The organism is Burkholderia sp. 28_3, assembly GCF_003253915.1.
GTDB lineage: Bacteria > Pseudomonadota > Gammaproteobacteria > Burkholderiales > Burkholderiaceae > Burkholderia > Burkholderia cenocepacia.
Genome location: NZ_QKZF01000003.1, coordinates 93,415 through 119,806, shown reverse-complemented (window position 1 = coordinate 119,806; position 26,392 = coordinate 93,415). Strand labels below are relative to the sequence as shown.

Here is a 26,392-nt window from a genome sequence, read left to right as displayed (position 1 = left end):
TCGGTAGACTGACGCTGTCATCTTTCTTTAGCGTCTTCGTGATAACCGGGTTCGACCCGGTAGGCACGCCGCCGTTCGAAGCGGGCACTGCCCGCAGGTTGGGTCGAACGGAAACGACACAGGCCCCTGGCGGGGCCTGTTTTGTTGCACGCCCGCCGCCCGCCCCGTCGCCGTTCGACGGTGTGCCGCCGGCGGCCCCCGCCCACACCCCTTTGAACCGCTTTCCTGGATGTGGACACCTTGGTCAAGTCTGTCGCAACCCCTGATGCCGTCGCGCCCGGTCGCGCGCAGCGCGCCGTGCGCGCGCTCGTGCCGGCCGCCGTGCTCGGCGCCCTCGCCGCATTCGGCCTCGCCGCCGCGCTGCCGGCCGTGTCGCAACTGCCGGGCGCCGTCGACTCGGGCACGGCCGCGCTGCCGCAGCGCGTGCTGTCCGATACGCCGTTTCCCACCGCGCAGCATTTCGTGACGAGCGAGCTCGCCCGCACGATCGGCGAGCGCAACGAACACCTCGATCGCAACGATCGCAGCCTGCAGCCGGGCCTGTTCGCGCCGCTCAGCGCGCATCGCAACGACATGCTCGGCTATGCGAGCCTGTTCCAGTTCGCGGCGCCCGACCACCAGCAAGGCATGCGCGCCGGCGACATCGAACTCACGCTGTCCGATACGCTGAACCGTCTCGACGTGCCGCCCGAGGTGCGCATCCAGCTCGGCGATCTCGTCACCGGCAAGGTCGCGATGCGCGCGAGTGCGCAGCGCGGCGACTATTACCGCGTCGCGTTCGACACGAACGACGGCACGCCGCGCCTCACCGCGCTCGAGCTACGCGTCGCCGGCCGCACGTTCGGCGCGATCTGGTTCCGCGCGCCGGGCGCCGAGCACGGTGCGTACTACACGCTCGACGGCTCGCCACTCGAAGCCGCCGCGTTCACGATGCCGGTCAAGTGGACGCGCATCAGCTCGTTCTTCGGCGAGCGCATCCATCCGCTGTCGCAGGCGATGGCGTTCCATACGGGCGTCGATCTCGCCGCGCCGAGCGGCACGCCGGTCGATGCGGCCGCCGACGGCGTCGTGTCGTTCGTCGGCACCGATCCGGGCGGCTATGGCCGCTATGTGATCGTCGATCATGCGGACGGCTATTCGACCTACTACGCGCACCTGTCCGCGTTCGCTCGCGGGCTCAAGACCGGCGAAACGGTGAAGCAGGGGCAACGTATCGGTTCGGTCGGGATGACGGGCGCGGCGACCGGCCCGCACCTGCATTTCGAGGTGCGGGTCGCGAACGATCCGGTCGATCCGCTCGTCACGCTGGCCAGCGCGCAGACGGCGCTGTCGGACATGCAACTCACCGCGTTCCGCCAGGAAGCCGCGCAATGGCGCTTGCGCCTCGCGTCGATCAATACGACGCCGTTCGCGTTCACGCAGAACGACGGGCCGCTGTGGGGCGATTTCGCGACCGGCCCATCGACGCTGCGCGCGGTTTTCGATACGCACTACTCGGCGGAACGAGGCTGATTCCGGGACACGAGATCCTGATTGCAGAAGAGCGGACGGTCAAAATGCGCCGGCGCTCTTCTCTACACCGTCAGTTGGTCGTGGGCTTGAACCAATGGCTTGCGACGTGTACGTGTCGGAGAAGTACCTTGTCTCATTGTCTTCAGAACTGAGCAGTCACCTGAAAACCGAGCGTCACTCGCGCAGTCGGAAAACCCGACGGCTTGTAGACAGGCGTACCCGCGAAGAGATCGTACGCAAAGGCTCCGAATCGCGTACCCACGCTGCCCTTTATGCCGATCACTGCGCCAGCCAACTGCGTCCCGACAAGGACGACAGGCTGCGGCCCCCATACGCGACCATAGTCGAGTCCCGCATACACTGCCTGCCCCGTCTGCCCGATCGGCGCCTGCAATTCGTTGCGCCAGTAGAAGCCGCGTGCTGCGGCGAGCATCGTCTCGCCATCGAAACCGCGCACTGTATAGCGACTGCCAATCGTCAAGTCGTCGATGTAATAAAGCGTGTTTCCGGTGTACTGGCCGTGGAATGTGCCGACATAGCGGAATGGCTGCTTACCGATCGCAAACGGCACCGACAAGTTCGCGTCGAGCACCGCCATCTTGAAGCGATAGGTCGGCCCGCCACCCACCGCCAACGTATCGTCCTGGGCGCCCAATCCACCGACACCTTGACGATATGCAAGTGAGCCGTCGAACTGCGCGCCGCCGAAGTAGTGGCGATCAGTCAGGCCGAGTTCGATCATCGTGTTATTGCGGCGCTGCTGCGAGATCTCAGTGTCTTCGATAAAGCTTTGTCCAAAACGGCGTGACAGGCGAGCGTAGGCGCCGAACACATCGTTCTGACTACGCGACAGCACGCGGGCCAGTTTGAAATCGACCGTCTTTGAATTGCCGCTCGCGACGAATGTCTGATTCACGCCAGCAATCTGCTGGTAGTACGTGTTCGTGTAAGCGGACAGCGTGGCCGTCCAGTAGCCCCACGGGATCGAATAGAAGCCGTTCCAGCCGTGCGAGCCGAGGCGCTTGTCACCAAATTCCAGATCCTGGCTCACGCCGACGTTGAAAATGTCGTTCAGGCCGAGCGGATTGTCGATGCCGAGCGACAGATTGCCTTGCAGCTTGCCAGTCGCACGCGTGCCGGAGTTGTCGACGGACGCGACGACGGTCCACGGTTTGCCTCGCTTCACGTCGAGTACGACATCGCTTTCGCCTGGCAGCTCGCCCGGAACGATTTGCATCGAAACGTCCTGGCTCGACACGCGTTTCATTTGCTCGAGACCCTGTTCGAGATCGCGCAGGTTCAGCAGTTCGCCGTCGCCCGTTGGAAATGCGGTCTTCCACGTGCCGCGCAGTTTCTCGTCGGCGAAGCGCACGTGGCGAACGACACCCGGGATCAGTGAAAACTTCAGGATACCGGTCGAGAGATCTTGTTCAGGAAGTAGCACACGCGTAGTAACGTACCCGCGCGCGAGGATCGCTTGCGACAGACCCTTGACGAGGATGTCGAGGCCCTGTTTTCCGATGCACTGGCCGGCGTAGTGCTCAAGCCATTCACGCGCGAACGCGAAGCGATCCATCGGCAATGTCGACGCGCCTTGCGATTTCACGGCCGTGGGTAGCGCATCGGGTACGTCGAGCGCAAAACGCTCGATCCGAAAGCAGGGCGTTTCCGACGGTAGCGTGGGATACCCAACACTCGCCACCACGCCCGATCGCACCCCGGGTGCGGAAACCGCCCGTTCACGCTGGCGCGCCTCTTCCTGCTGTCTGGACTGCTGATTGTTACCCGGAATGATCGTATGTTGCGGGATTTCCTGTGCAGCTACGCCTACTGTCACGGACAGCAGCGAGGCCGCAATGCAACTTCCCCGTCGGACAATGTTCATGGATGTTGTTCTTATCAATCGGGTTCGTCGATTTAAGGAATGCATCGGTCCAACGCGACTCGCAGAGCAGCGCCGATTTCTGCTTCTGAAGAATCGGATGGAAGGATGACTTTGGCGTCGTCGCCTAACCCTTCCCACGCTTCGAGCTTGTCATGACGGTTTGGATCAAGCGTTAGAACACCGTCAACTACTTTTGCATGACACAAGATCATTTTCTTGAACAGGGCTTGCTTGGTTTTGTACCCAAACCGTGTAAGAAGGCCATCGACCCACTTCTTATAGTTCTCTCCAACCAGCTGAAAATCGAAGAAAAGCTGATTTTTCGCACGTTGCTGTGGGGTAATGAAACGGCTTTTCAACAACGCATCGTTGAGACAACGACCGAGTGTTTCGTCATCAGCATCTGTGTCGAGGAAATGTGCACCGCCATCCGGATCTGCGATTGAAACGCTATATCCAGACTGCGTTCCAATTAAAATGAAATCTCGATTTCGATAAATGGCCGCACCGCGCCAAGGCTTAACGTCACTCAATTCACCCCCTTACAGATTTGCACGACGCCTCGCAGATCACCCGCCTCTTAAGGCAACCAAGCAATCCCCGCTATTGATCAGGCCAATTTCGAATCAGACCTCAATCATCCAACCAATCCCGATTTGGATTCCTTGGTCGTCGGAATACGTAATCCCCCCTTTCATCAACGTAGGCTGAAACCAGATCATGATTTATATCAACATCCACATACACACCAGAACCTCGATCGACTTCAACACTTAAACTTTCAGCCGTCATACAACAAGGATCACCAGAGGCAAACAAACCAACTAGCTTTACTCGATAAAATAATAATGACCAGCCACCCGCGAGACTAGGAATCGAATTGAGTATTGGATACATAATATTTCCATTATCTATTTTTACCCTAAACGGATACTCATAGTCCTCTGGATAATGATCACCAAGAACAAACAATCCATCATCAGTGTCGACCAGCCAACCGGAAACCTCCGTACGATCACCTGTTTTGAGCAAGGTTGACAGTAACATCTCACGAGCATCCATCGTTATCGCCCTATCACAATTGCGTTTACCCCATTCGACATGGCCGAATTCAGCGCGCTAGCCAACACGCCTCTAGGACCAATATATGGGTCTCTTGTCATATAGTATGAAACACCATTTACACTAACCTCACTGTCGACGATTATGAAATGCCCCCTTATATTAACTATAACCACCTGCCCTTTTGAAAGATTGGAGCTCAATTGCCCTGGCATCATCACCGTCTCAACAGTATTTTCCACGCCAGCCTTAGATATTACATTTGACAGTTCCGACGCATTAACGCCAGTCGGCCGAATTCCATTTTCGAAGCTCCCAATAACACTTTCAAGACTTACTGAATTACCTGTTCGATCTGAAATAACCATTGCTGCGCAAGCAGGACCGCATACAGGGGCCTCCCCTTGCAACACAACCGTCCCATTTGGTTGATATGGAATTTTCTTCGGGATTTCTGCGGCACCACCAGCACCATCCAGCGCTCCCAAAGCCCGCCCGTCCGTAACTGCACTCGTGCGACTGGCAAGCTCCATGCTATCAAGCACATCGCGACCAACGTTGATGCCAATTTTGGCAAGACCAATTCCAGCTTTAACCGCACCGCTCACACCGGCCACCACTGAACCGACCTGCCAGGTCAGTTCACCGATATTTTGACCGAGTTGCAGCGCCTGATCAGTCCCGCCGACGCGCAGCGCGGTCTGAATCTCTCCGATCTTGGTATTCAGGTTGTCAACGACGGCCTGTCCAAGCTGGTCGCGCATCTCCTTGCTGTTGATCAAGTCATACATCCCTTTCAGCCCGGTCACCGGGTCACTCAGGAATTCCGCCAACCCACGAACGTCGTTCCAGCCTGCCTGCGCAAGCCCCTTGCCAAATCCGGCCAGCGTCGCGGCATCCTGTACTGACGATACTGTTGCCCACTTTCCTGTTGTCTGAACAGCGCACATCAGATTCGTACAGGCCATCAACTCCTTCTGCGCCTGCACCTTCTGTTCAGTCGCAAGCCAATTGTTCTGCGCGGCCGCGGTAGCACTGGTCGTTGTCGTGGCCGCGCCCGAGGCGCCGCCCACCCCGGATTCAGCCGCCACGCCGGCCACGATGGACGAAATCAGATTCTGTTTCGCCTCCTTCTCCTGCTCCGTCATGTCAGGAGTCGGCGGCGCAAACAGATTCGTCAGCAGACTGGATGCCGCCGCGCCCATCGCGCCGGCGCCGCAGCTTTGGCTGCTAGCGGCCGCACCTGCACATCCAACAATCGCGTGCAGCGCAGCATGCAGCGGGCTACCTTCCGTCACCGTGCCATTTTCGACCAGCTTGCCGATGTACGACGCGCCTTGCTGCTGCAGGTAATTCACCACGCCGGCCTGCGCAAACTGGCCGGCGCCACCGGTCACGTTGCCGCCCGCAGCTGCGGTCAGTGCGGACAGCACTTGCCTGTACGTACCGCCTGGGCCCCATTCCGCCGTCAACTGGTCGGCCTGCTGCTGCGCCTGCAATCGTTGCTCGGGCGTCAAATTTGGATTCTTGGCGGCAGCCTGTGCCGCGTCCGCTTCCTTCAATCGATTGTCGACGAAGGTTCCGACCTGATTGATAAACTGACTCGTGATGTCGAACCCGGCCTGAATCTTGTCCTTGTCGAAGATCGGCGCGAGCGCGCTGCTCGTGTTCGACGTGTCGCGATTGATGTTCGCTACCGCTTCGGCGGCAGTTTCGCCTGTCAGTTGCTGCTGCTTCGCGCCATCAGTAATCGTGACCGTACCACCGCTCACACCGCTCTTTGTGGTCGAGCTCGCATCACCCGATGCGCCCATCACCACCGGTGGCGCAACTGATACCCCGCCCTTACTCGGCACACTGGTCCCAGGCACCGGATTCACGTTATCCGCTGTACCTTTCTGATCCTTGCCGATGGTGCCACCATAGCCACCCGAGAGCCCGACCGACGATGCGTCGTACGATGCGTGGTTCTCGATGTCGCTATGGGTAAGGGTGCCGGTCGTCAGTTTGTTCAGGTTGTCCTGCACGGCCTTGTCGCTGCTCGCGATCACACCGCCCTTGAGATCAGTATTGCCCTTCACGTCGATCTGGAAGCCGCCATCACCCGCCTTGATCCCCGATTGCTCGATCACGCTTGCGTAATCGCTGTTCATCTTGGTCTGGCCGACGCTGCCGGCCACGCTCGACTTCCCGGCGCAAAGCGGCGGCGCACACACGCTCGCCGAAATACCGGCGCTTTGCTGCTTCGAATCGTAGTGATCCTTGTCCTGCAGGCTCTCGATGTTCAGGTTACCGCCGACATCGGCAACCACCTGTTTGCCTGACACGACCGCGCCCTTCAGATTCGTATCGCCGCCCGACTGGATTGCAAGCTGGTTGCCCGCGGTCACGTGCGTATTCGTCCACGTCGACGAATCTCCATCCGCGTTGCCTCGATTGCCGGCAACGCCCGCCGTGAAGGCTATCCCCGACTTGTCGCCAACGGTGAACGACACCCCCACCGAGGCGCTCGATCCGCTGTTCGTACCGTGCTGGCTGCTCGTGTTTTCCGCAGCCTGCAGATTCACGTTGCCTTCGGCCGCCAACTTCGCGTTGTTGCCTGCCGAAATCGTGCTGCCGATCACGTCGACATTGCTGTCCTTGCCAGCGCCAGCGGCCGCAATCGTTACGTTGCGGCCAGCCGAGACGGTACTCCCCACCGCCGTGCTCGACTGAGCCTGCATCTGGCTGTCGCTCTTGCTCGCGCCGACCGATACGTTGATCCCGACGCTTGTCGCGGCTTTCACCGGATCCCCGCCCATCTGCTTCAGCGAGTCATAGGTGTTCTTCGCCGCAAGACCCGTCGTAGCCGCTGCCAGCGCGATCAAGCGTGGATCGCCACTTACGCTTTGTGCCGCGTTCGCCATCTGCCGACCAGTCTGTACCGCCGCGACCACCGGATTCGTGACCCCCACCGTCACGCCGGCCTGACGGAACTGCTGTTGCTCGGCGAAGCTGGATGTATCCGTCGCGGCATCGATCTTCACGGTCTTGCCGGCCAGATTCACGTCATTGCCCGCATGCAGGATGCTTCCGGTCGCGTGCAGATCGTTACCCGCACGCACGGTCAGGTTGCCGTTCAGCGCGCCGATCGCACTGCCGTTGTTCGTCACGGATGAAGACTGCTGCTTGTCGGAGTTCGAACGTGAGCCCACGGATACCGACAAGCCGCCGTTCGACATGAGGCCGGTTTCCTTCTTGTCGAAATAGGTCGACGATCGGATCGTATCCTGCGAAGTCTTGATGTTCACGTCCCGCGCGGCAGACAGCGACACATCGCTTGTGCCGACGATATTACTGCCCGTCACGTTGATGTCCCGACCGCTCGTAACGGTCACGCCATCCGCCGAAATCGTGCTGCCCTGGCTATAGATCGCGGTCTGATCGATCCCGCTCGCAACTTTCACGCCGCTCACCACATTGCTGTGGCTATGCGTTTCGTGCGAATTCAGCACGTGCGTTTCTGTTGCCGCGCCGACATTCACGTCGCCAGCCGCCAGCAGGTTCGCGTTGCCCTTGTCGAGGCTGATTGCGCTGCCGGACAGCGTCATGTCCTTGCCCGACACGATGTTCACCGTGTCGCCTCCCCTGAGCGTGGTGCCTGTGAGCGCCTGATCGGACGTGTGCAGCCTATCCGCGTAGCTGCCGTGACTATCGCTGCCCGAACTGTTGCTGTTCACCGTCGATGTCGTGCTCGCCGCGCCGAGCGTCACGTTGCCCTTGGCCGCGATCGTCCCGCCCTGGCCGAGGTCGATCTGCGCGCCCTTGGCCGTCAGGTCTCCGCCGACGCCGATGCTCGACTGCCCCCCGACCGTCACCGAGCTACCGGTGACCTTGTTGATGTCGGTATTCGACACGCCGTTCGCCCGCTGCACGATCTTGTGCTCGCCCGTCTGCACCGCACCGAGATCCCAGTTGCCGCCGACGTTCATCCCGAGATTGCCACCAACCGACAGATTGCCCGCGTTCTGCTGGAAGTTACCGCCGGTGACGATCGACGCATTGCCCGCGACATCCAGCTTCGCGGTCGGCTCGAGCGTGGTGACCACGCTTGTCGCACCGTCCCGGCTCACGCGCGTGTTCGTCTTCGTCGCCGTATCGAGAATCAGGTCTTTCCCGGCGTCCAGCTGCAGACTGCCCGCCTTGACGCTCGCCGACGTCAGGTCGATGTTGTTCTCGGTCTTCAGCGACATCAGCCCACCGCTTTGCAGCGCGCCGAACGCGTTGTCGATCTGCTTGCCCTGAATCGCCAGCGTGTTGTCCGCCTTGATCGTGCCGCTGTTCGTGAACGACTGCGCGTTCTGGAAATCGATGTTCGTCGCGCTGATCAACGGGCCGTTGACATTCTGCTGGCTGGCCTTGGCGAGATACACGACCGGCACGAGCACCGACTGGCCGTCGATCACGCGCGTTTCCATCATGATCACGTTGCCGGTCAGCTTCGACACCTGCTCCGCCGACAGGCTCGCGCCCATCGGCAGATCGAGCGACTTCGACAAATCCGCACCCGCCGTCATCAACGACTGGTACATCGTCTGCAGATCCGCGTACGGTCCCAGCACCGCCTTGCCGGTGAGCGCCGTCACCTGATTGCGCACCAACTGCTGTTCATAGAAGCCGTCGCCAAGACGCTTCGGAATATGCGTGAGATCGATGCCGAGCTGGCCGAAGAAGTAATCGCTCGAAATGAAGTTCTTCTGGTTCGTGAACGCCGGGTTCGTCTCGATCACGTAGTTCGCATTCGGCGCGGTAGTCGGCCGGTACAACCCGCCCTGCGGAATCGTGAGGTTGTTCAGCACGTTCAGCGCCGTCGCGCTGTCGATGATCGGATCGACCGGCGCCGGCGGACCGCCGTGCACGGACGATGCACCCGATTTCGCGCCGCTCGCGTTACCGCTCAAATTGGTCGGTGTGAGACCCGGCACCGACTGTCCCGGCAGCAAGCCGAGCGACGGAATCGATGCGTTGGCCGCCGTGTTGCTGACGCTGACGCCCGTGCCGGAAATCGTGCCGTTCGAACTCATCGTCGAAAAATAGCCCGGCAGCGTGTAATCCTTGATCGACGCGGGTGCCGCCTGCGTGTAGCCACCCGGATGCCCGGTCACGAATGGCGCATTGCCGAACGGCAGTTGCCAGTCGTGTTCGGTGTTGTCGTAGTTGTTGTAGTGATATTGCCCCGAGTACGAGACCGTCACGCCCGGCAGTTTCTGGCCGGATGCCGCCCAGCCAGCGGCGTCGTAGTGGGCCGGCATGTCGATGTCGCCGACCGCCGCGATGTTGCTCCAGTAGTTTTGCAGCGTGCCGACCGACGACGCATCGATCCTGCCGCCCGACACGATCTGCGCGGCCGGGCTGATGTCCGTTACCGTCGTTGCCGTCGCGCTGTCCGCGTAGTAGGTCGTCTTCTGGTAGTTGCTGTTCCACTGCCCGCCATGCGGCGGATCGGTCGGCACCCCGCCCACGAAATCCAGAAAAAGTTCACGTACTGCGGGGTCGCGAAGGTCGACCCCACCCACGTCCCGACCCGCGCAGGCTTCCATGTGGACCGCCACGCATCCGGACATGCTGATGCCGAACTGCGCGAGCAATGCCGGATCGATCTGACTGGTGGACGTCTTCATCACGCGGCGCGTGCTCGTCACCTTGTCCGCATGCAGCTTCATGTCGCTGCCGGACTGGATCAACGCCGATACGTTGTTGACGAGTCCCGCGTTCGTGTAGTTGCCGCTCGCGTCCTTGCCGCCTCCCAGTACGACTTTGCCCACCCCGAAGATGGCGGTCGTCGCCATCGAATCGGTCGCGGTCGTGTCGTCACGGTTTTCGATGTCGCGCGCGAGGATTTCGAGCGTGCCGTTGTTGTCCGATGCACCGATCAGCGCGGTCGGCCCGAGGTTCGAGATCGTGTTCGTCGCGTTGAGCGAGGCACTGGCGCCCACGAGCGCACCCGTATTCGTCAGATTGATCGATTGCGTGTGCAGCAGGCCGCCGGCAGTCAAGGCGCCCACGTTGATGATGTTGCCTGCGTGCACGCTCAGGTTGTTGACCGACTGCAGGTTCGCGTTGTTCGTGAAGGTGCCGGGCAACGTGAAGGCGAGATCGTGACCGACGTTGAACTGCGTATCGGATGCCGCCGTGTAATCGCCCTGCAGGCTCACGTTGGCATCGTGCGTTGCGCTGTAGGTGCCGCCGCCCCGCAGCGTGGCCGCCGCGACCGACAGGTCGTGCGTCGAGCTGATCTGGCCGTTCGTATTGGTGATCGCGCCGATCGTCGTGACGTCCACGTCGCCGTTCGAATTCGTGACGTTGCCGATCGTGCCGCCGCTGTTGTCCAAGGCGCTGCCTTGAACATGAAGCGATGCGCCGCTGAGCTGACCGCCCTGCGTGTTGCTGATCGACGCTGCGCTGACCGTCACATCGCCGTTGCCGGTAATCGCGCCCATGCCCGCTACGCCGCCGGCGTGGCTGTTGGCGATCTGGCTGCCGCCTTGCACCGTCATCTTGCCGGCACCGAGGTCGACAATCGCGCCGTCCGCGTTGTCGATCGAGGCCGATTGAACGGCGAGCGTGCTGGTGTCGCCCGCAACCGATTGCCCTGCCTGGATGTGGCCGCCTCGGTTCGACAGCGCACCGCCGTTCTTCAACGACAGCGATGCGTCAGATCGCAGCAGACCCTGTGCGTTGTTCACGTCACCCGCGATCGTGGCGTTGATGCCGCGCTGCGCGGCAAGAATACCGCTTGCGTTGTTCCAGGCGGCCGCGTTGACGATCGCTTGCCCCTTCGTCACGATGGTGCCCGACGCGTTGTTCAGCGCGCTGACTCCATTGCCCGGCGCAATCGTCAGCGTGCCGGTGCCGGCATGCGTAATGGTGCCGCCTGCGTTGTTCAGCTCGGCCGGCGTGAGCGTCAGGTCCGTGGCATTGGTCTGGATCACGCCAGCCGCCGAGTTGTCGAGCGTGCCGCTGACGTTCATCCCCATCGCCGACGATCCGTACTGCGTGATCGTACCGCCGTGGTTCACGAGGTTCGCGGCCGCCAGCGCAAGCTGATTGGCCTCGAGCTTGCCGCCGCTGTTGTCCAGCGTCGAATTGGCGGTAACCGACAGGTTCGGCCCGACGATCGAACCGCCCTGGTTCGTCATCGAGTCCGTGTGGATCGTCGCGTTCGTGCTCGCGCCGATCTGGCCGCCGTCGTTCGCCAGCGTACCGCTCGCGACGCTGAGATCCGTGTTCGACAACAGCTTGCCGTTCGCGTTGTTCAGCGTGCCGCCGACGGTTGCCGTCAGTCCGTTCTGCGCGTTGATCGAGCCCGCCGTGTTGTTCAGCGTGCCGGTTTGCGCGACGACGCGCCCGTTGCTGGCGATCGCGCCACCGACGTTCGACACCGAACCCGTACCGCCGCCAAGCGTCAGCGTGCCGTTGCCCGCATGCGTGATCGTCCCGCCATCGTTGACGAGCACGGCAAGCGCAAGCGTCAGGTCAGTACTATTGGTTTGCAGCGTGCCGCCATTCGAGTTGTCGAGCGTGCCCGACACGTTCACGCTCATCGCGCCCGCGCCGGTCTGCGTGATCGTGCCGCCGTGATTCACGAGGTCGGTCGCGTTCAACGACACCTGGTTGGCCTGCACGGCACCCGCGCTATTGTCGAGGGTCGTGCCAGTCAGCGCGGCTGTCTGGCCGACGATCGAGCCGCCGTTGTTGATCAGGCGCGCGCCCGCATCGACAGCCACCTTTTGCGCAGCCTGCAGCGAGCCGCCACCGTTGTCGATCGACTGGCCCGATACCCGCAGATTCGTGTTGGACGTGATCGCGCCGCGATTGACAACGTTTGCGCCTTGGACCGACACATCGCCGTTGCCGCCGATTACGCCGCCTTGTGCACCGTTCGCGGTAGTACCCGCCGCATTGGTCAATTGACCGCTCGTCGTCACCGACAGACCATCGCCGTTGAGCGACGTGATCCGACCCGCCGTGTTGTCCAGCGACGTGCCGGCCACCGTCATGCCAGCCGTACTTTGAAGGGTGCCCTGGTTGTTCGCGATGGCACCGCCCCGCACGTCCGCCGTGCTTTCGGATACCAGTTCGCCGGACTGGTTGGCGATTTGGCCGGCGACATTCACCGCCAGCGGGCCTTGTGACGATACCTTGCCACCCTGGTTCGACAGGTTACCGCCGGTCACCGTCGTACCGCCGCCGCTCGACAGGCTGCCGTGATCGTTGATCACGGTGCCCGATGCGTTCGCCTGAATGGCGCCTTGTGCGCTCGTCGTCGCGTTCGACAGGTTCACGTCGCCGGCCGTCGCGTTCAGCGACAGATTGCCGTTCGCGGCGGTCTGGCTGCCGGCGAGATTCACGCGGGCACCCGTCAGCGACGCATTGCCGCCCGCCACATTCTGGCCGGTCGCGGTCAGTTGGCCCGACGCCGTCAGGTTGAGGTCGCCACTGTGTGCGACGGAGCCGTCGTTGTTCACGCCCGCGCCGAGCGTGCCGGTCGAATTGATGCTCCCGGCGTTCACCGTCGTATTTTGCTGCGCCGCGAGCGTGCCGCTATTCGTGAGATCGGCACTTGTGCTGGCCGACAACGACTGCTGGGCATACGTGGTGCCGGTATTCTGGATGCCGCCCGCGGCCGACAGCGCCATATCGCCGCTTGCCGTGGTCTTGCCGGTAAGCACGAGCCGGCCGTTCGATTGCAACGTCAGATCGCCTGCCTGCGCGGCGATCGTCCCGGCGTTCGCGACACCCACGCCTGCGGAGTTGCCAACCAAAAAGACCCTGTTGGCATACATGCCGCCTAACTGAGCCACGTCAATCGCGACAGCAGGGGCAGGACCGTCACCGGCGATCTGTGTCGCGACAAGCGTATCGTGATTAACCTGGTTCGTACCGGCAATTACATTGAGATTCTTCGCATAGATCGCGGCATTAGCCTGGACAGCGCGAGCGATGATGTCAGTCTGATCGACACTCGAAGTATCGAGGCCCGCACCTTGCACGGTTACAAGGCCACGATTGACATTGAAGCCCGTCAGCGATCCGTCCGCGCCAAACTGCGGCACGCCCGTTGTCAGGAGCGCCCGCGAGGTATTGATGAACCCGCCACCGTCCACGACGATACCGGCGGGGTTGGCCAGCACGATCTCCGCGCGGCTGCCCGCGATCTCCACATACCCCTTGATCTGACTGGCCGCCGTGCTGTTGACCTGGTTGACGATGATGCGCGCCGTCTGCCCCGCACCCAGGTTTGGGTTTCCGTTGATATAGCCCGCTTGCTGCGTGTTGACGATCGTCGGCGAGTTGTTCAGGATCGCGCCAGCATGCGACACGTCAAACTGGTTGTAGGTGTTCAGCGAAACGCCAGCGCCGCCCGGCTTGTTGATATTCACTTGCGGCAGGCCGTTGGGCGTCTGGATTACCGATGGTGCATTCGGCCCCGCACCGACGATTTGTGCGTGCGCCCACAGCGGTATCGCGCCTGCGGCAATCAGCGCGCCGAATGCGGCAAGCCGCAACGCGAACTGCGTCACTACCTGCACACCGCTGCGATTGAGGGTACGCCGCGTTTCACCTGCGCTTGCTTTCCCCGCCGAGCTGGCCGTTTCTTCCGCTGCGACCAACATACCGTGCACGCGGCTGAACACCAGCCGATAATGGTTTTTATTCATACCTTGGTCTACTCGCGATTTTCGTTCGATCCGCCCTCACGGCCTCGAACATCGCAGCAATCTAATTGAAACCGTGAAAAGGCAGCGTCAAAGAGTGTCAATCGTTGCCGAGATACGACGGACGAAACAACTCGATACGTCGCTCAATGACTGCCACGCCAATCCGACTATCTTGATATTTTGGATAACGACATACTCCGCCGACTGCAAATATCGACGGTATTGTTAATCGCAATCTGCGCGAATCTTATCTCACGCATCATCTCAAAAAAATCCCTGACAGAATTGCCAGGTTGAATCGGCACGCGCCCCGTAATCAGATTTCTTTCAACTACTTATAGGGGTTACGTTATCGCAGGGATTTGACCTGTTCGACCGCCGTATCCTCGACGCTCCGCGCCCTCGGGCGGCGCGACAGCAGCCAGCGCGCCGCGCCATCGAGCGACGTGCACAGCACCAGATAGATCAGCGCGACGAACAGGAAGATCGGCGCCGGATACACCATCAGCCGGTTGTTCACCTGCGTCGCGACGAACGACAGTTCCGGCACGCCAACGATATACGCGAGCGACGTGTCCTTCACGAGCGCGACCCACTGGTTGACGAACGACGGCGTCATGATCCGGATCGCCTGCGGCAGCAGCACGTAGCGCACCGTCTGCCAGCGCGTGAGCCCGAGCGACAGCCCGGCCTGCCATTGCCCGTCGCCCGCCGCAACGATCCCCGCATGCACCGCATGCGCGAGATACGCGCCACCGATCAGCGCCAGCGCGCACACGACCGTCGCGAGCCCTGGCACGTCCATGTGCAGCAGCACGGGCATCAGGAAATACGTCCAGAAGATCAGCATCAGCACCGGAATCGCGCGGAAGAAGCCGATGACCGCGAGCAGCAGCATGCGCGCCGGGCCGCGCGCGAGCGCCATCGCGACGCCGAGTGCCACGCCGAGCACGGCCGACGCGACTGCGGACGCGAGCGCCAGCACCAGCGACAATGCGGCGCCGCCGAGCGGGCCGTCCGGAAACGCGCCGACCAACAGGTACGGCAGATTCGAGAGCAACAGCGAAAGATCCATCGTCAGCGTCCCGCTCCGAGCCGGTCGCGCCATTGCGTGGCCGCATACGCGCCGGCCTCGATCGCGGCCACCGCCGCGACGTACAGCACGGTCGCGACACCGAACGCGGCGAAGGTCTGGAACGTCTCCGTCTCGACCTGCCGCGACGCATACGACAGCTCGGCCACGCCGATCGCCATCGCGAGCGACGAGTTCTTCACGAGATTCATGTATTGGCCGAACAGCGGCGGCAGCGCGATGCGCACGGCCTGCGGCAGCACCACGTAGCGCAGCGACTGCATCGGCGTGAGGCCGAGCGCGGCCGCCGCGTCGTGTTGCGCGCGCCGCACGCCGCGCAAACCGGCTTCGCATTCCTCGGCGACGAAGGCAGCCGTATAGGCGCTCAACCCGACCCAGCCCGCCACGAATTCGAAGGACGGCCACGCGAGCGTGACCGGGCCCACGCTCACCGCATGGCGCGCATTGAGCCACGCGATCCACGTATCGGGCAGCAACGACGCGACGCCGAAATACCAGAACAGCAACTGCACGAGCAGCGGCGTGTTGCGGAACGCGACGACGTACGCGGCAGCGACCGTGCGCGGCGCCCTGCCGCGCGCATGCCGCATCACGGCGAGCAGCAACCCGCCGACGGTCGCGGCGACGGCCGACGCGGCCGCGAGGCCGAGTGTCAGCAGGAAACCCTGCCAGAGCCAGGACAGATATTTGGGAGCCAACCCGAGCATGCTGGGGAGCGCGCACGACGCGCGCGGTCGGATGAAAACGAAAAGCGCCGCGCGGCCGAGGTTCCGGCCAAACGCGGCGCGCGTGCGGCAGCGGTCAGGTCTTGTCGCCGATCCGGAAAATGCGCGTGAGCGGCGTTTTCGTCGTCGGCCCGAACCATGCGTCGTAGATCTGCGTCGCGCGGCCGTTCGCCTCGAGCCCCTTCAGCGTGTCGTTGACGAAGCCGAGCAGGCGCGTCTCGCCCTTCGGCACGCCGACGCCCATGTAGTCGTTCGAGATCGTGAACGCCGGGATCTCGTAGTTCTGCTTGTCGGGCACGTTCGCGAGCAGGCCGATCAGCTTCGGGCCGTCCTGCGTGATGGCCTGCACGTTGCCGGCGCGCAACGCGGCGAACGCGAACGGCGTGTCGTCGTACGCGACGATCGTCACCTTCGGGAATTTCTCGCGCAGCGTGATTTCGTTGGTCGTACCCTTGTCGGCGCCGACGCGCAGGCCGTTCAATTGGTCGGCCGATTTCAGCACGCCCTTCTTCGCGAGAAATTGCTGGCCCGACGAGAAATACGGGATGCTGAAGTCGACCTGCTTCGCACGCTCGTCGGTGATCGTGAAGTTCGCGAGCACGAGGTCGACCTTGCCGGACGTCAGGAACGGGATGCGGTTCGCGGGGTTGGTCGGTTGCAGCTGCAGCTTCACGCCGAGCTTGTCGGCGAGCGCCTTCGCGTAATCGACGTCGAGACCGACGATGTGATTGCTTTTCGCGTCGACATAGCCGAACGGCGGATTGCTGTCGAACGTCGCGACGCGCAGCACCCCGGCCTTCTTGATGTCGTCGAGACGGTCCGCATGGGCGACGGTGCCTGCGGTAACGAGCGCGACTCCGATGAGCCACGTAGCGAGCGTGTTGATTTTCATGAGCACGACCTGATTTGTTATGGAGGCCGCCGCGGATCGCGCGGCGGCACGGTTCGAAGAACATCGCGACGGAGTGTGTCGTCGCGAAGCCGCTAACGTATCAGCGCGTGCGGCGAATCCGAACCAACAAATGGTGCTTTGCTCTGCGGGTTTCGTGATGAAGCAGACGGGCTGCGGGCACGCATTGCCGCCGCGCAAAAAAAGACGCCCGCTGCACGCAGCGGGCGCGAATCCCAGTCAAGGAGGTGTCACACGAACTACGCAGTCAGATTAAGGAAATCGGCCGCCACGGACAACGAATCGATTTCCATATCGATATGACGCGGCGCGTTCATGCCGGCACCTGGCCTGTCGAGCCGCGGGTGCCGTCACATGCGCGATTGCTCGTCGCAAAAAAAACGTCCCGCCAACCGGCGGGACGTTCGTCATGATGCGAGTACGCGCGACGCGCGGCCGATCACGGCTCGTGACGCAGATACCCTTCCTTGCTCGGATCGCGCATCCGCCACGACACGATCAGCGAGATCGCGCACAGTGCGGTCACGTACCAGTAGAACGTTTCCTCGCTGCCGATCGACTTGAACCACAGCGCGACGTACTCGGCCGAGCCGCCGAAGATCGCGTTCGCCACCGCGTACGACAGGCCGACGCCCATCGCGCGCACCTCCGGCGGGAACATCTCGGCCTTGATCAGGCCGCTGATCGACGTGTAGAAGCTGACGATCGCCAGCGCCACCGTGATCAGCACGAACGCGGCCACCGGGCTCGTCACGCCCTTCAGCGCATGCATCAGCGGCACCGTGCCGATCACCGCGAATGCACCGAACAGGATCATCGACGTGCGGCGGCCGATCTTGTCCGACAGCGCGCCGAACACCGGCTGCATCAGCATGTAGACGAGCAGCGCGACGGTCATCACGTTGCTGGCCGTCTTCGCGTGCATGCCGGCCGTGTTCACGAGGTACTTCTGCATGTACGTCGTGAACGTGTAGAAGATCAGCGAGCCGCCGGCCGTGAAGCCGACCACCGTGAAGAACGCCCCCTTGTGCTGCCACACGCCGCGGATCGTGCCCGCGTCCTTCTTGTCGCGCGATGCGCTCGTCGACGTCTCGTCGAGCGACTTGCGCAGGTACAGCGAGATCAGCGCGGCCGCCGCGCCGACCACGAACGGAATGCGCCAGCCCCACGCTTTCAGCTCGCCGGCCGACAGCGTCTGCTGCAGGATCACGAGCACCAGCAGCGCGCACAGCTGGCCGCCGATTAGCGTCACGTACTGGAACGACGCGAAGAAGCCGCGACGGCCCTTCAGCGCCACTTCACTCATGTAGGTCGCGCTCGTCCCGTACTCGCCGCCCACCGACAGGCCCTGGAACAGGCGCGCGACCAGCAGCAGCGCCGGCGCGAGCGCGCCGATCTGCGCATAGGTCGGCAGCACCGCGATCACGAGCGACCCGCCGCACATCATCAGCACCGAGATCATCATCGCCGCGCGACGGCCGTGACGGTCGGCGATGCGGCCGAACAGCCAGCCGCCGATCGGACGCATCAGGAAGCCGGCCGCGAACACGCCGGCCGTGTTCAGCAGCTGCGTCGTCGTGTTGCCGCTCGGGAAGAACGCCGGCGCGAAGTACAGCGCGCAGAACGAGTAGATGTAGAAGTCGAACCATTCGACGAGGTTGCCCGATGAGGCGCCGACGATGGCGAACACGCGTCGCCGGGTGTCATGCGCGGACAGCGCAGCTTGGTCGGTCTGGACGTCCATGGGTTGGTCTGTTCCTTTTAGTGCTTTCTGGGCGAGACGGCCGGGGCCGCCGCGTGCGGTCGCACGTGGCACCGGTTCCGGCGCACGGCGCTACGGGATTTTAGCGAAATGTAAAGTAACAAGCGCTCCGGGTTCGTCCGGATGTAGAAAATTTTTCTCCCGCCACGCATTCGTCATATGAAAACGCCAGCCCGCAGGCTGGCGTCCGATGCAAACATTGTCGACGCGACGATCACACGCGCACTTCCGGCGGCACGTAGCGGCACTCGTAGCGCTTGCGCACGGTGCCGGCCTCGTCGACGCTCTCCAGGTACACGTCGAACTGCCAGAGCCGCGCCATGTGCTTGAGCACTTCGTCGCTGTCGTTCGACAGATGGCGGTTGTCGGTCATGAAGTGGCGCAACGTGAGGCTGCGGTCGCCGCGCGTGTTGACGGCCCACACCTGGATGTTCGGCTCGCGGTGATGGATGTCGTACTGCCGAGACAACGCCTGCCGCACGTACTGGTAGCCGGAATCGTCGTGGATCGCCGATACCTCGAGCGAATCGCGCATGTCGTCGTCGAGCACCGAGAAGAGCCGCATCTCGCGGATCAGGTTCGGCGACAGGTACTGCGCGATGAAGCTCTCGTCCTTGAAGTTGCGCATCGCGTAGTGCATCGCCGGCAGCCACGGCGTGCCCGCGATCTCCGGAAACCACTTGTAGTCTTCCTCCGTCGGCGCTTCGCAGATCCGGCGGATGTCGCTCATCATCGAGAAACCGAGCGCATACGGGTTGATCCCGCTGTAGTACGGCTTCGTGACGGGCGGCTGGTAGACCACGTTGCTGTGCGAGTGCAGGAACTCCATCATGAAGCCGTCTTCCAGCTTCCCCTGGTTGTACAGCGTATTGAGCAGCGTGTAGTGCCAGAACGTCGCCCAGCCTTCGTTCATCACCTGCGTCTGTCGTTGCGGATAGAAATACTGGCCGATCTTGCGCACGATGCGGATCACTTCCCGCTCCCACGGTTCGAGCAGCGGCGCATTCTTCTCCGCGAAATACAGCAGGTTCTCCTGCGGCTCGGGCGGATAGCGGTCCTCCTGCTCCTCCGTGAGCTCGGGCTTCTTGCCCGGCAGCGTGCGCCACAGTTCGTTCACCTGCGACTGCAGGTACGCCTCGCGCTCGCGCCGCAGCGCCGCTTCCTTCGACAGCGACGGTTTCTGCGGCCGCTTGTAGCGGTCGACGCCGTAATTCATCAGCGCATGGCACGAGTCGAGCAGTTCCTCGACGCGATCGAGGCCATAGCGCTCCTCGCATTCTGCGACGTAGTTCTTCGCATACACGAGGTAGTCGATGATCGCGTGCGCGTCGGTCCACAGGCGGAACAGGTAATTGCCCTTGAAGAACGAGTTGTGCCCGTACGCCGCGTGCGCGATGACGAGCGCCTGCATCGTCATCGTGTTCTCTTCCATCAGATATGCGATGCACGGGTTCGAATTGATGACGATTTCGTAGGCGAGGCCCATCTGGCCGCGACGATAGCTCTTCTCGGTCGCGAGAAAGTGCTTGCCGAACGACCAGTGACGGTAGTTGACGGGCATCCCGACCGACGCATACGCATCCATCATCTGCTCGGCGCTGATCAGTTCGAGCTGGATCGGGTAGATGTCGAGCTCGTATTGTTCGGCGACCTGCGAGATGTGCGTGTCGTATTCCTCGAGCAATTCGAACGTCCAGTCGGACGGACACGGCAGCGGCTTGCGTTCGGCAACGTTCATACGCGCTTCCTTTTGCCCGGAACCGGGCAAGTCGGCGGCCGGCGGCGACGGTTCGGCCTGCCCATGTTGCTGCGGTGCGGCAGGACCGGCCGTGTCGTCGCCGGAAGGGCGCGGCTCGTAGCCGCGCGACTCGTTGTGCAGATGGCGGGTCGTCATGACATTTCCACCTGCTTTTCGAACAATTCGCGAAACACCGGGTAAATGTCCGCAGCCGATTCCACTTTTTTCATCGCGAGATGCGGTTGCGACAGGGCCAGTTGCGCGTATTCCAGCCACAGATTCTGCTCTTCCGGCGCGACCTGGATATACGCGAAGTAACGCGTCTGAGTGAGGATATCCTCTTCCAGGATTTTGCGACACTTGGGCGAATCGTCAGTCCAGTTGTCGCCGTCGGACGCCTGCGCGCCGTAGATGTTCCACTCGGTCGGCGAGTAGCGCTCGCTCATCACCTTGCGCATCAGTTCGAGCGCGCTCGACACGACGGTGCCGCCGCTTTCGGTCGAATGGAAGAAGGTGTCCTCGTCGACTTCCTCGGCGCGCGTGTGGTGGCGAATGAACACCACCTCGATGCGCTCGTAGTTGCGCTTGAGGAACAAGTACAGCAGGATGAAGAAGCGCTTCGCGAGATCCTTGCGCTGCTCGTCCATCGAGCCGGATACGTCCATCAGGCAGAACATCACGGCCTGGCTCGACGGTTGCGGCTGCTTCACGCGATTGATGTAGCGCAGGTCGAACGGATCGATGAACGGAATCCGCCAGATGCGCCCTTTCAGATGATGGATCTCGGCCTCGAGCGTCGCGATTTCGGCGCGGCGGTCTTCGGGGTCGTTCTTCAGCGCTTCGAGCTGCGCCTCGAGCTCGCGCAGCTCGTTGACGAGCGGCGAGCCGAGCGCGATGCGCCGGCCGAGCGCGCTGCGCAGCGAACGCACGACGTCGATGTTGTTCGGCGTGCCTTCCGCCGACCAGCCCGCGCGCACGTTCTTCCAGCTCGGCACCGTCAGCAGGTGCGTCTTCACGAGGCGCGGCAGTTCGAGGTCGTCGAAGAAGTACTGCATGAACTCGTCGCGCGACAGCTCGAACACGAAGTCGTCCTGCCCTTCGCCCTCGTTGCTCGCCTGACTGCCTCCGCCACCCGAGCCGCCCTGCGGACGCGGGATCTTGTCGCCGCGCACGTAGTCCTCGTTGCCGGGGTGCACGTACTCGCGACGCCCGCCCGGCGCGTGCCGGAAATTCGGCTCCGCGATGTCCTTGCGCGGGATCGTGATGCTCTGCGTGCTCTGGATATCCTTGATGCTACGGTCGCGCACCGCGTCGGACACGGCACGACGAATGTAGTTCTTGACGCGACGCAAAAAGCGTTCGCGATTGGCGATGCTCTTGTTCTTGCCGGCCAGCCTGCGGTCGATGATTTGATGAAGCACTCCCGGTCTCCCGCTCGAAAGTCGATACGCCGGGACGCTCGCCGCACATGCCGTCTGCCGTCATGCGGGCGGCGTCTCTGAAAGCGCCCGTACGGACTCGCCGTACGGGCACGGTACCGCGCGCGTCATGACGACTTGCGCACGCGCAGGTACCAGTCGCAAAGCAGCCTCACCTGCTTCGGCGTATAGCCCTTCGCGACCATCCGGTTCACAAAGTCCTCATGCTTGCGCTGCTCCTCCGCCGAACCCTTGGCGTTGAATGAAATCACCGGCAACAGTTCCTCGGTGTTCGAGAACATCTTCTTCTCGATCACGACGCGCAACTTTTCGTAGCTCGTCCACACGGGGTTCTTGCCGGCGTTCGCCGCCCGGGCGCGCAACACGAAGTTCACGATCTCGTTGCGGAAATCCTTCGGATTGCTGATCCCGGCCGGCTTCTCGATCTTCTCCAGCTCCGCGTTCAGCGCGGCGCGGTCGAAGCTCTCGCCGGTATCGTGATCGCGGAATTCCTGATCCTGGATCCAGAAGTCCGCATACGTGACGTAGCGATCGAAGATGTTCTGGCCGTATTCCGAATACGACTCGAGATACGCGGTCTGGATCTCCTTGCCGATGAACTCCGCGTAGCGCGACGCGAGCACGTCCTTCACGAACGACAGGTACTTCTGCTCCGTTTCCGGCGGGAACTGCTCGCGCTCGATCTGCTGTTCGAGCACGTACATCAGGTGCACGGGGTTCGCCGCGACCTCACTCGTATCGAAGTTGAACACGCGCGACAGGATCTTGAACGCGAAGCGGGTCGACACGCCGGTCATCCCTTCGTCCACGCCCGCGTAGTCGCGATACTCCTGGTACGACTTCGCCTTCGGATCGGTGTCCTTCAGGTTTTCGCCGTCGTACACCTGCATCTTCGAGAACAGGCTCGAATTCTCCGGCTCGTGCAGCCGCGACAGCACCGAGAACTGCGACATCATCTTCAGCGTGCCCGGTGCGCACACGGCCTCGGCCAGCGACGAGTTGCGGATCAGCTTCTCGTAGATCTTGATCTCTTCCGACACGCGCAGGCAGTACGGCACCTTCACGACGAAGATCCGGTCGAGCAACGCCTCGTTGTTGCGGTTGTTGCGGAACGCCTTCCATTCCGACTCGTTCGAGTGCGCGAGAATCACGCCGTCGAACGGAATCGCGCCGAAACCTTCGGTACCCTTGAAGTTGCCTTCCTGCGTGGCGGTCAGCAGCGGGTGCAGCACCTTGATCGGCGCCTTGAACATTTCGACGAATTCGAGCAGGCCCTGGTTCGCGAGACACAGGCCGCCCGAGTAGCTGTAGGCGTCGGCATCGTCCTGCGCATACTGTTCGAGCTTGCGGATATCGACCTTGCCGACCAGCGACGAGATGTCCTGATTGTTCTCGTCGCCCGGCTCGGTCTTCGCGATGCCGACCTGCCGCAGGATCGACGGATAGCGGCGCACCACGCGGAACTGGCGGATGTCGCCGTTGTATTCGTGCAGGCGCTTGACGGCCCACGGACTCAGGATGCTTTTCAGGTAGCGGCGCGGAATGCCGTACTGTTCCTCGAGGATCGGACCATCCTCGTCGTAGTCGAACAGCCCGAGCGGCGATTCGTTGACGGGCGAGCCCTTCAGCGAATAGAACGGCACGCGCTCCATCAGTTGCTTCAGGCGCTCGGCGATCGACGACTTGCCGCCGCCCACCGGGCCCAGCAGATAGAGGATCTGCTTCTTCTCTTCAAGGCCTTGCGCAGCGTGGCGGAAATACGCGACCACCTGCTCGATCACCTCCTCCATTCCGTAGAACTCACGGAATGCCGGATACACCTTGATGACCTTGTTCGCGAAGATCCGCGACAAGCGCGGGTCGTTGCGGGTATCGATCTGTTCAGGTTCCCCGATTGCTTCCAGCATGCGTTCACCAGCCGTCGCGTACGCGGATGGATCGTTCTTGCAGAGCGCGAGATACTCCTCCAGCGAGAGCTCTTCCTCTCGCGTTTTTTCGAAGCGGTTCGCGAAGCTGCTGTAAATATCCATGCTACCTCCCTCGCCTGAGTCTGAAGACGTGCCTGCCTTCGTATGACTGCGCAGAAGCAAGCGCGTTCGAATTCATCCTAAACCCTTTCTTATTTTTTTTCACGAACTCTTCGTATGAAGTTCGTCATTCTCGACAACACCGCTTGGACAACGCATTTCGCCGTTTTACAATTGATCTCCCGAGCCGCAGAAACTGCATCCGCCGCGTCTCGTCGAACATCGAAACGTCTCGTGCGTTGGACACCGCCGACGTCGCCACTTCTCCCCTTCATCCCTATACGTTCGAGCAGTCGCGTGCGATGACACGCCGCGCGCACCGTTACAAATTTTTTTCGCAGTCCCTTACGGACATACCCGTACGACGAGCGCGGGAACATGACGTGCACGCAGCGCGTTCCTGCGTCTCCGTCGACCGGCGACGCGCACTGCACGCGACGACGCACGATCGATCGTCCGCGCTGTCACATTTCGTCCGTTGCGGAAACGACGACGCCCGCTGATCGCGGGCGTCGTTCGTCACCAAATGGGGATAGATACACGGCGCGCGCCGATCAGAACGTCTCCCAGTCGTCGCCGCCGGCGGTCGCGGCAGCCTGTGCGGGCGCGGGCGCGGCCGATGCGGCGACAGGCTGGCGCGCCGGCATCGCGGCAGGCGCGCGTTTCGGCGCGGCGTCGCGTTCGACGCGCGCGGCAGCCGGTGCAGGCGCCGCGACCGGCGCGGCAGCCGCGCGCGGCGCATGACGCGCCGCAACCGCGACGGCGGTGCCCGCGCGCGCCGTTTCGTCGTCGAGCTGGAATACCGCCGCCGTTTCGCGCAGGCGCGCCGCCTGTTCGTCGAGCGATTGCGCGGCAGCCGCGGCTTCCTCGACGAGCGCGGCGTTCTGCTGCGTGACCTCGTCCATTTGCGCGACCGCACGCGCCACCTGGTCGATCCCGCCGCTCTGCTCCTCGGACGCCGCCGCGATCTCGCCCATGATGTCCGTCACGCGCTGGACCGCGCCGATCACGTCGCTCATCGTGCGCCCGGCTTCGTCGACCAGCGTCGAGCCGGTCCGGATACGTTCCACCGACGCGTCGATCAGCGCCTTGATTTCCTTCGCCGCGCTCGACGAACGCTGCGCGAGGCTGCGCACTTCGCCCGCGACGACCGCGAAGCCGCGGCCTTCCTCGCCCGCCCGCGCGGCTTCGACGGCCGCATTCAGCGCAAGAATGTTGGTCTGGAACGCGATTCCCTCGATGATCGCGATGATGTCCGCGATTTTCGCCGAGCTGTCGTTGATTTCGCCCATCGTGCCGACCACCTGGCCGACCACCGTATTGCCCTTGTTTGCAATCTCGGACGCGTTCGCGGCCAGCGAGCTTGCCTGGCGCGCATTGTCCGCATTCTGCTTCACGGTGCCGGTCAGCTGCTCCATGCTCGATGCGGTTTCCTGCAGCGCCGCCGCCTGCTCCTCGGTACGCGACGACAGGTCGATGTTGCCGGCGGCGATCTGGCGGGCCGCGGTCGCGATCGACTCGCTGCCGCCGCGCACGGTGCGCACCGTGTCGACGAGCCCGCGCTGCATCCGCGCGAGGCCTTCCAGCAACTGGCCCATCTCGTCGCGCCGGTCGACGACGATCGGCCGGCGCAGGTCGCCCGCGGAGATCGCGTCGAAATGCGCCAGCGCGTCGGCGATCGGGCGTCCGATCGCGCGGCTCAGCGTCAGCCACGACAGCACCGCGGCGCCGATGCCGGCCAGCAGCACGACGATCGACAGCGCGCGCATCGTCTCGAATACCGATTCCGCCCGGTCGAAGCGCGCCTGCGCATCGGTGAACTGGAAGGTGCGCAACGCTTCGCCGGCCACGGCCAGCTCGTTATAGCGCGCCTGGAGCTGCTTCGCGCCCTCGCCGATCCGGTCGTGATCGCCGGCCGCGACCGCACTCCCGAACGCGTCGCAGCTGTCCTGCAGCACCTTGCGCCGGGCGGCGACCTCCTGGGCGAGCCGGTCCTCGTCCGCGCCGCGCGGCAGCGCCAGGTATTTCTGCCACCACGCGTCGGACTGCACGCGCATCGCGCGGCTGCGCTCGACGGCCGCCGCCGAGTCGGGCGTGCCGGCCAGCAGCGCCGCCCGGTCGAGTGCGAGACGCTCGCGCGCGGCGAACATTTCCGAGACCGCCACGTTGACCGCGCTCGGCATCTGGTTCGTGAAAATTTCGCGCGTCGAATCGTTCGAACGCGTCATCCCGTACAGACCGAGCACGCCGGTGATACCCAGCAGTACCGCCAGAAACGCCATCGTCAAACCGATGCGCGCACGAATCGTCAGGTTCCTGAACACCATCATCCATCCTGTGTTGCGTCGTCATGAACGGGCCAGGCCCGTTGGCTCGAAGCATTGCTTCACTCGGTGCATTTACGACCGTGCGGCGCATAACTTGATGGTTTTCGCGTCATTATTTCGAATTATTCGTCTGTTTATTACAGACGACTGAATAATTGACGCAATTCGGGGCGGGATGGTGAAGCGGGCAGGAAAGGCGCGCCGGCACGCG

Annotated in this window: 13 protein-coding genes; 1 reads left to right on the top strand and 12 read right to left on the bottom strand. The window is 62.6% G+C overall.

The window, feature by feature from the left end:
- The first annotated feature begins 240 nt into the window (after positions 1-240).
- Positions 241-1,512, top strand: coding sequence for a M23 family metallopeptidase (locus DFS13_RS08600; RefSeq protein WP_111441629.1), 1,272 nt, complete (start codon positions 241-243; stop codon positions 1,510-1,512).
- Positions 1,513-1,654: 142 nt separating this feature from the next.
- Here the strand turns inward: DFS13_RS08600 and DFS13_RS08595 are convergent, their stop codons facing one another.
- The 12 genes from DFS13_RS08595 to DFS13_RS08540 all read right to left on the bottom strand — a co-directional run bounded on the left by DFS13_RS08595 (position 1,655) and on the right by DFS13_RS08540 (position 26,181).
- A complete protein-coding gene (locus tag DFS13_RS08595) occupies positions 1,655-3,397 on the bottom strand; it encodes a ShlB/FhaC/HecB family hemolysin secretion/activation protein (protein WP_111441628.1) in 1,743 nt (580 codons plus the stop codon).
- 32 nt (positions 3,398-3,429) lie between these two features.
- A complete protein-coding gene (locus tag DFS13_RS08590; protein WP_111441627.1) occupies positions 3,430-3,930 on the bottom strand; it encodes a contact-dependent growth inhibition system immunity protein in 501 nt (166 codons plus the stop codon).
- 100 nt (positions 3,931-4,030) lie between these two features.
- A complete protein-coding gene (locus tag DFS13_RS39835) occupies positions 4,031-4,459 on the bottom strand; it encodes a hypothetical protein (RefSeq protein ID WP_134163137.1) in 429 nt (142 codons plus the stop codon).
- 2 nt (positions 4,460-4,461) lie between these two features.
- Positions 4,462-14,160, bottom strand: coding sequence for a hemagglutinin repeat-containing protein (locus tag DFS13_RS08585; RefSeq protein ID WP_111441626.1), 9,699 nt, complete (start codon positions 14,158-14,160; stop codon positions 4,462-4,464).
- Positions 14,161-14,509: 349 nt separating this feature from the next.
- Positions 14,510-15,235, bottom strand: coding sequence for an amino acid ABC transporter permease (locus DFS13_RS08580; RefSeq protein ID WP_060211526.1), 726 nt, complete (start codon positions 15,233-15,235; stop codon positions 14,510-14,512).
- 2 nt (positions 15,236-15,237) lie between these two features.
- Positions 15,238-15,960, bottom strand: a complete 723-nt coding sequence (locus DFS13_RS08575; RefSeq protein ID WP_006483961.1) for an amino acid ABC transporter permease — start codon at positions 15,958-15,960, stop codon at positions 15,238-15,240.
- Positions 15,961-16,054: 94 nt separating this feature from the next.
- Entirely contained in the window at positions 16,055-16,870 is an 816-nt protein-coding gene (locus DFS13_RS08570) for an ABC transporter substrate-binding protein (protein ID WP_111441625.1), read from the bottom strand.
- 457 nt (positions 16,871-17,327) lie between these two features.
- Entirely contained in the window at positions 17,328-18,632 is a 1,305-nt protein-coding gene (locus DFS13_RS08565) for an MFS family transporter (RefSeq protein WP_006483959.1), read from the bottom strand.
- Positions 18,633-18,864: 232 nt separating this feature from the next.
- Complete coding sequence (locus tag DFS13_RS08560; RefSeq protein ID WP_006483958.1) at positions 18,865-20,544, bottom strand: SpoVR family protein; 1,680 nt, start codon at positions 20,542-20,544, stop codon at positions 18,865-18,867.
- A complete protein-coding gene (locus DFS13_RS08555) occupies positions 20,541-21,809 on the bottom strand; it encodes a YeaH/YhbH family protein (protein WP_006483957.1) in 1,269 nt (422 codons plus the stop codon). Before DFS13_RS08555 ends, DFS13_RS08560 begins: the two co-directional genes overlap by 4 nt.
- A 125-nt stretch (positions 21,810-21,934) precedes the next feature.
- On the bottom strand, positions 21,935-23,857 hold the full coding sequence (locus DFS13_RS08550; protein WP_006483964.1) for a PrkA family serine protein kinase: 1,923 nt from the start codon (positions 23,855-23,857) through the stop codon (positions 21,935-21,937).
- Positions 23,858-24,408: 551 nt separating this feature from the next.
- Complete coding sequence (locus DFS13_RS08540) at positions 24,409-26,181, bottom strand: methyl-accepting chemotaxis protein (protein ID WP_058901432.1); 1,773 nt, start codon at positions 26,179-26,181, stop codon at positions 24,409-24,411.
- Positions 26,182-26,392 lie beyond the last annotated feature (211 nt).

What these genes read in the sequence shown, in the direction of transcription:
- DFS13_RS08595 (WP_111441628.1), bottom strand. Translation starts at nt 3,397, where the DNA reads ATGAACATTGTCCGACGGGGAAGTTGCATTGCGGCCTCGCTGCTGTCC.
- DFS13_RS39835 (WP_134163137.1), bottom strand. Translation starts at nt 4,459, where the DNA reads ATGGATGCTCGTGAGATGTTACTGTCAACCTTGCTCAAAACAGGTGAT.
- DFS13_RS08585 (WP_111441626.1), bottom strand. Translation starts at nt 14,160, where the DNA reads ATGAATAAAAACCATTATCGGCTGGTGTTCAGCCGCGTGCACGGTATG.
- DFS13_RS08580 (WP_060211526.1), bottom strand. Translation starts at nt 15,235, where the DNA reads ATGGATCTTTCGCTGTTGCTCTCGAATCTGCCGTACCTGTTGGTCGGC.
- DFS13_RS08575 (WP_006483961.1), bottom strand. Translation starts at nt 15,960, where the DNA reads ATGCTCGGGTTGGCTCCCAAATATCTGTCCTGGCTCTGGCAGGGTTTC.
- DFS13_RS08570 (WP_111441625.1), bottom strand. Translation starts at nt 16,870, where the DNA reads ATGAAAATCAACACGCTCGCTACGTGGCTCATCGGAGTCGCGCTCGTT.
- DFS13_RS08565 (WP_006483959.1), bottom strand. Translation starts at nt 18,632, where the DNA reads ATGGACGTCCAGACCGACCAAGCTGCGCTGTCCGCGCATGACACCCGG.
- DFS13_RS08560 (WP_006483958.1), bottom strand. Translation starts at nt 20,544, where the DNA reads ATGACGACCCGCCATCTGCACAACGAGTCGCGCGGCTACGAGCCGCGC.
- DFS13_RS08550 (WP_006483964.1), bottom strand. Translation starts at nt 23,857, where the DNA reads ATGGATATTTACAGCAGCTTCGCGAACCGCTTCGAAAAAACGCGAGAG.
- DFS13_RS08540 (WP_058901432.1), bottom strand. Translation starts at nt 26,181, where the DNA reads ATGGTGTTCAGGAACCTGACGATTCGTGCGCGCATCGGTTTGACGATG.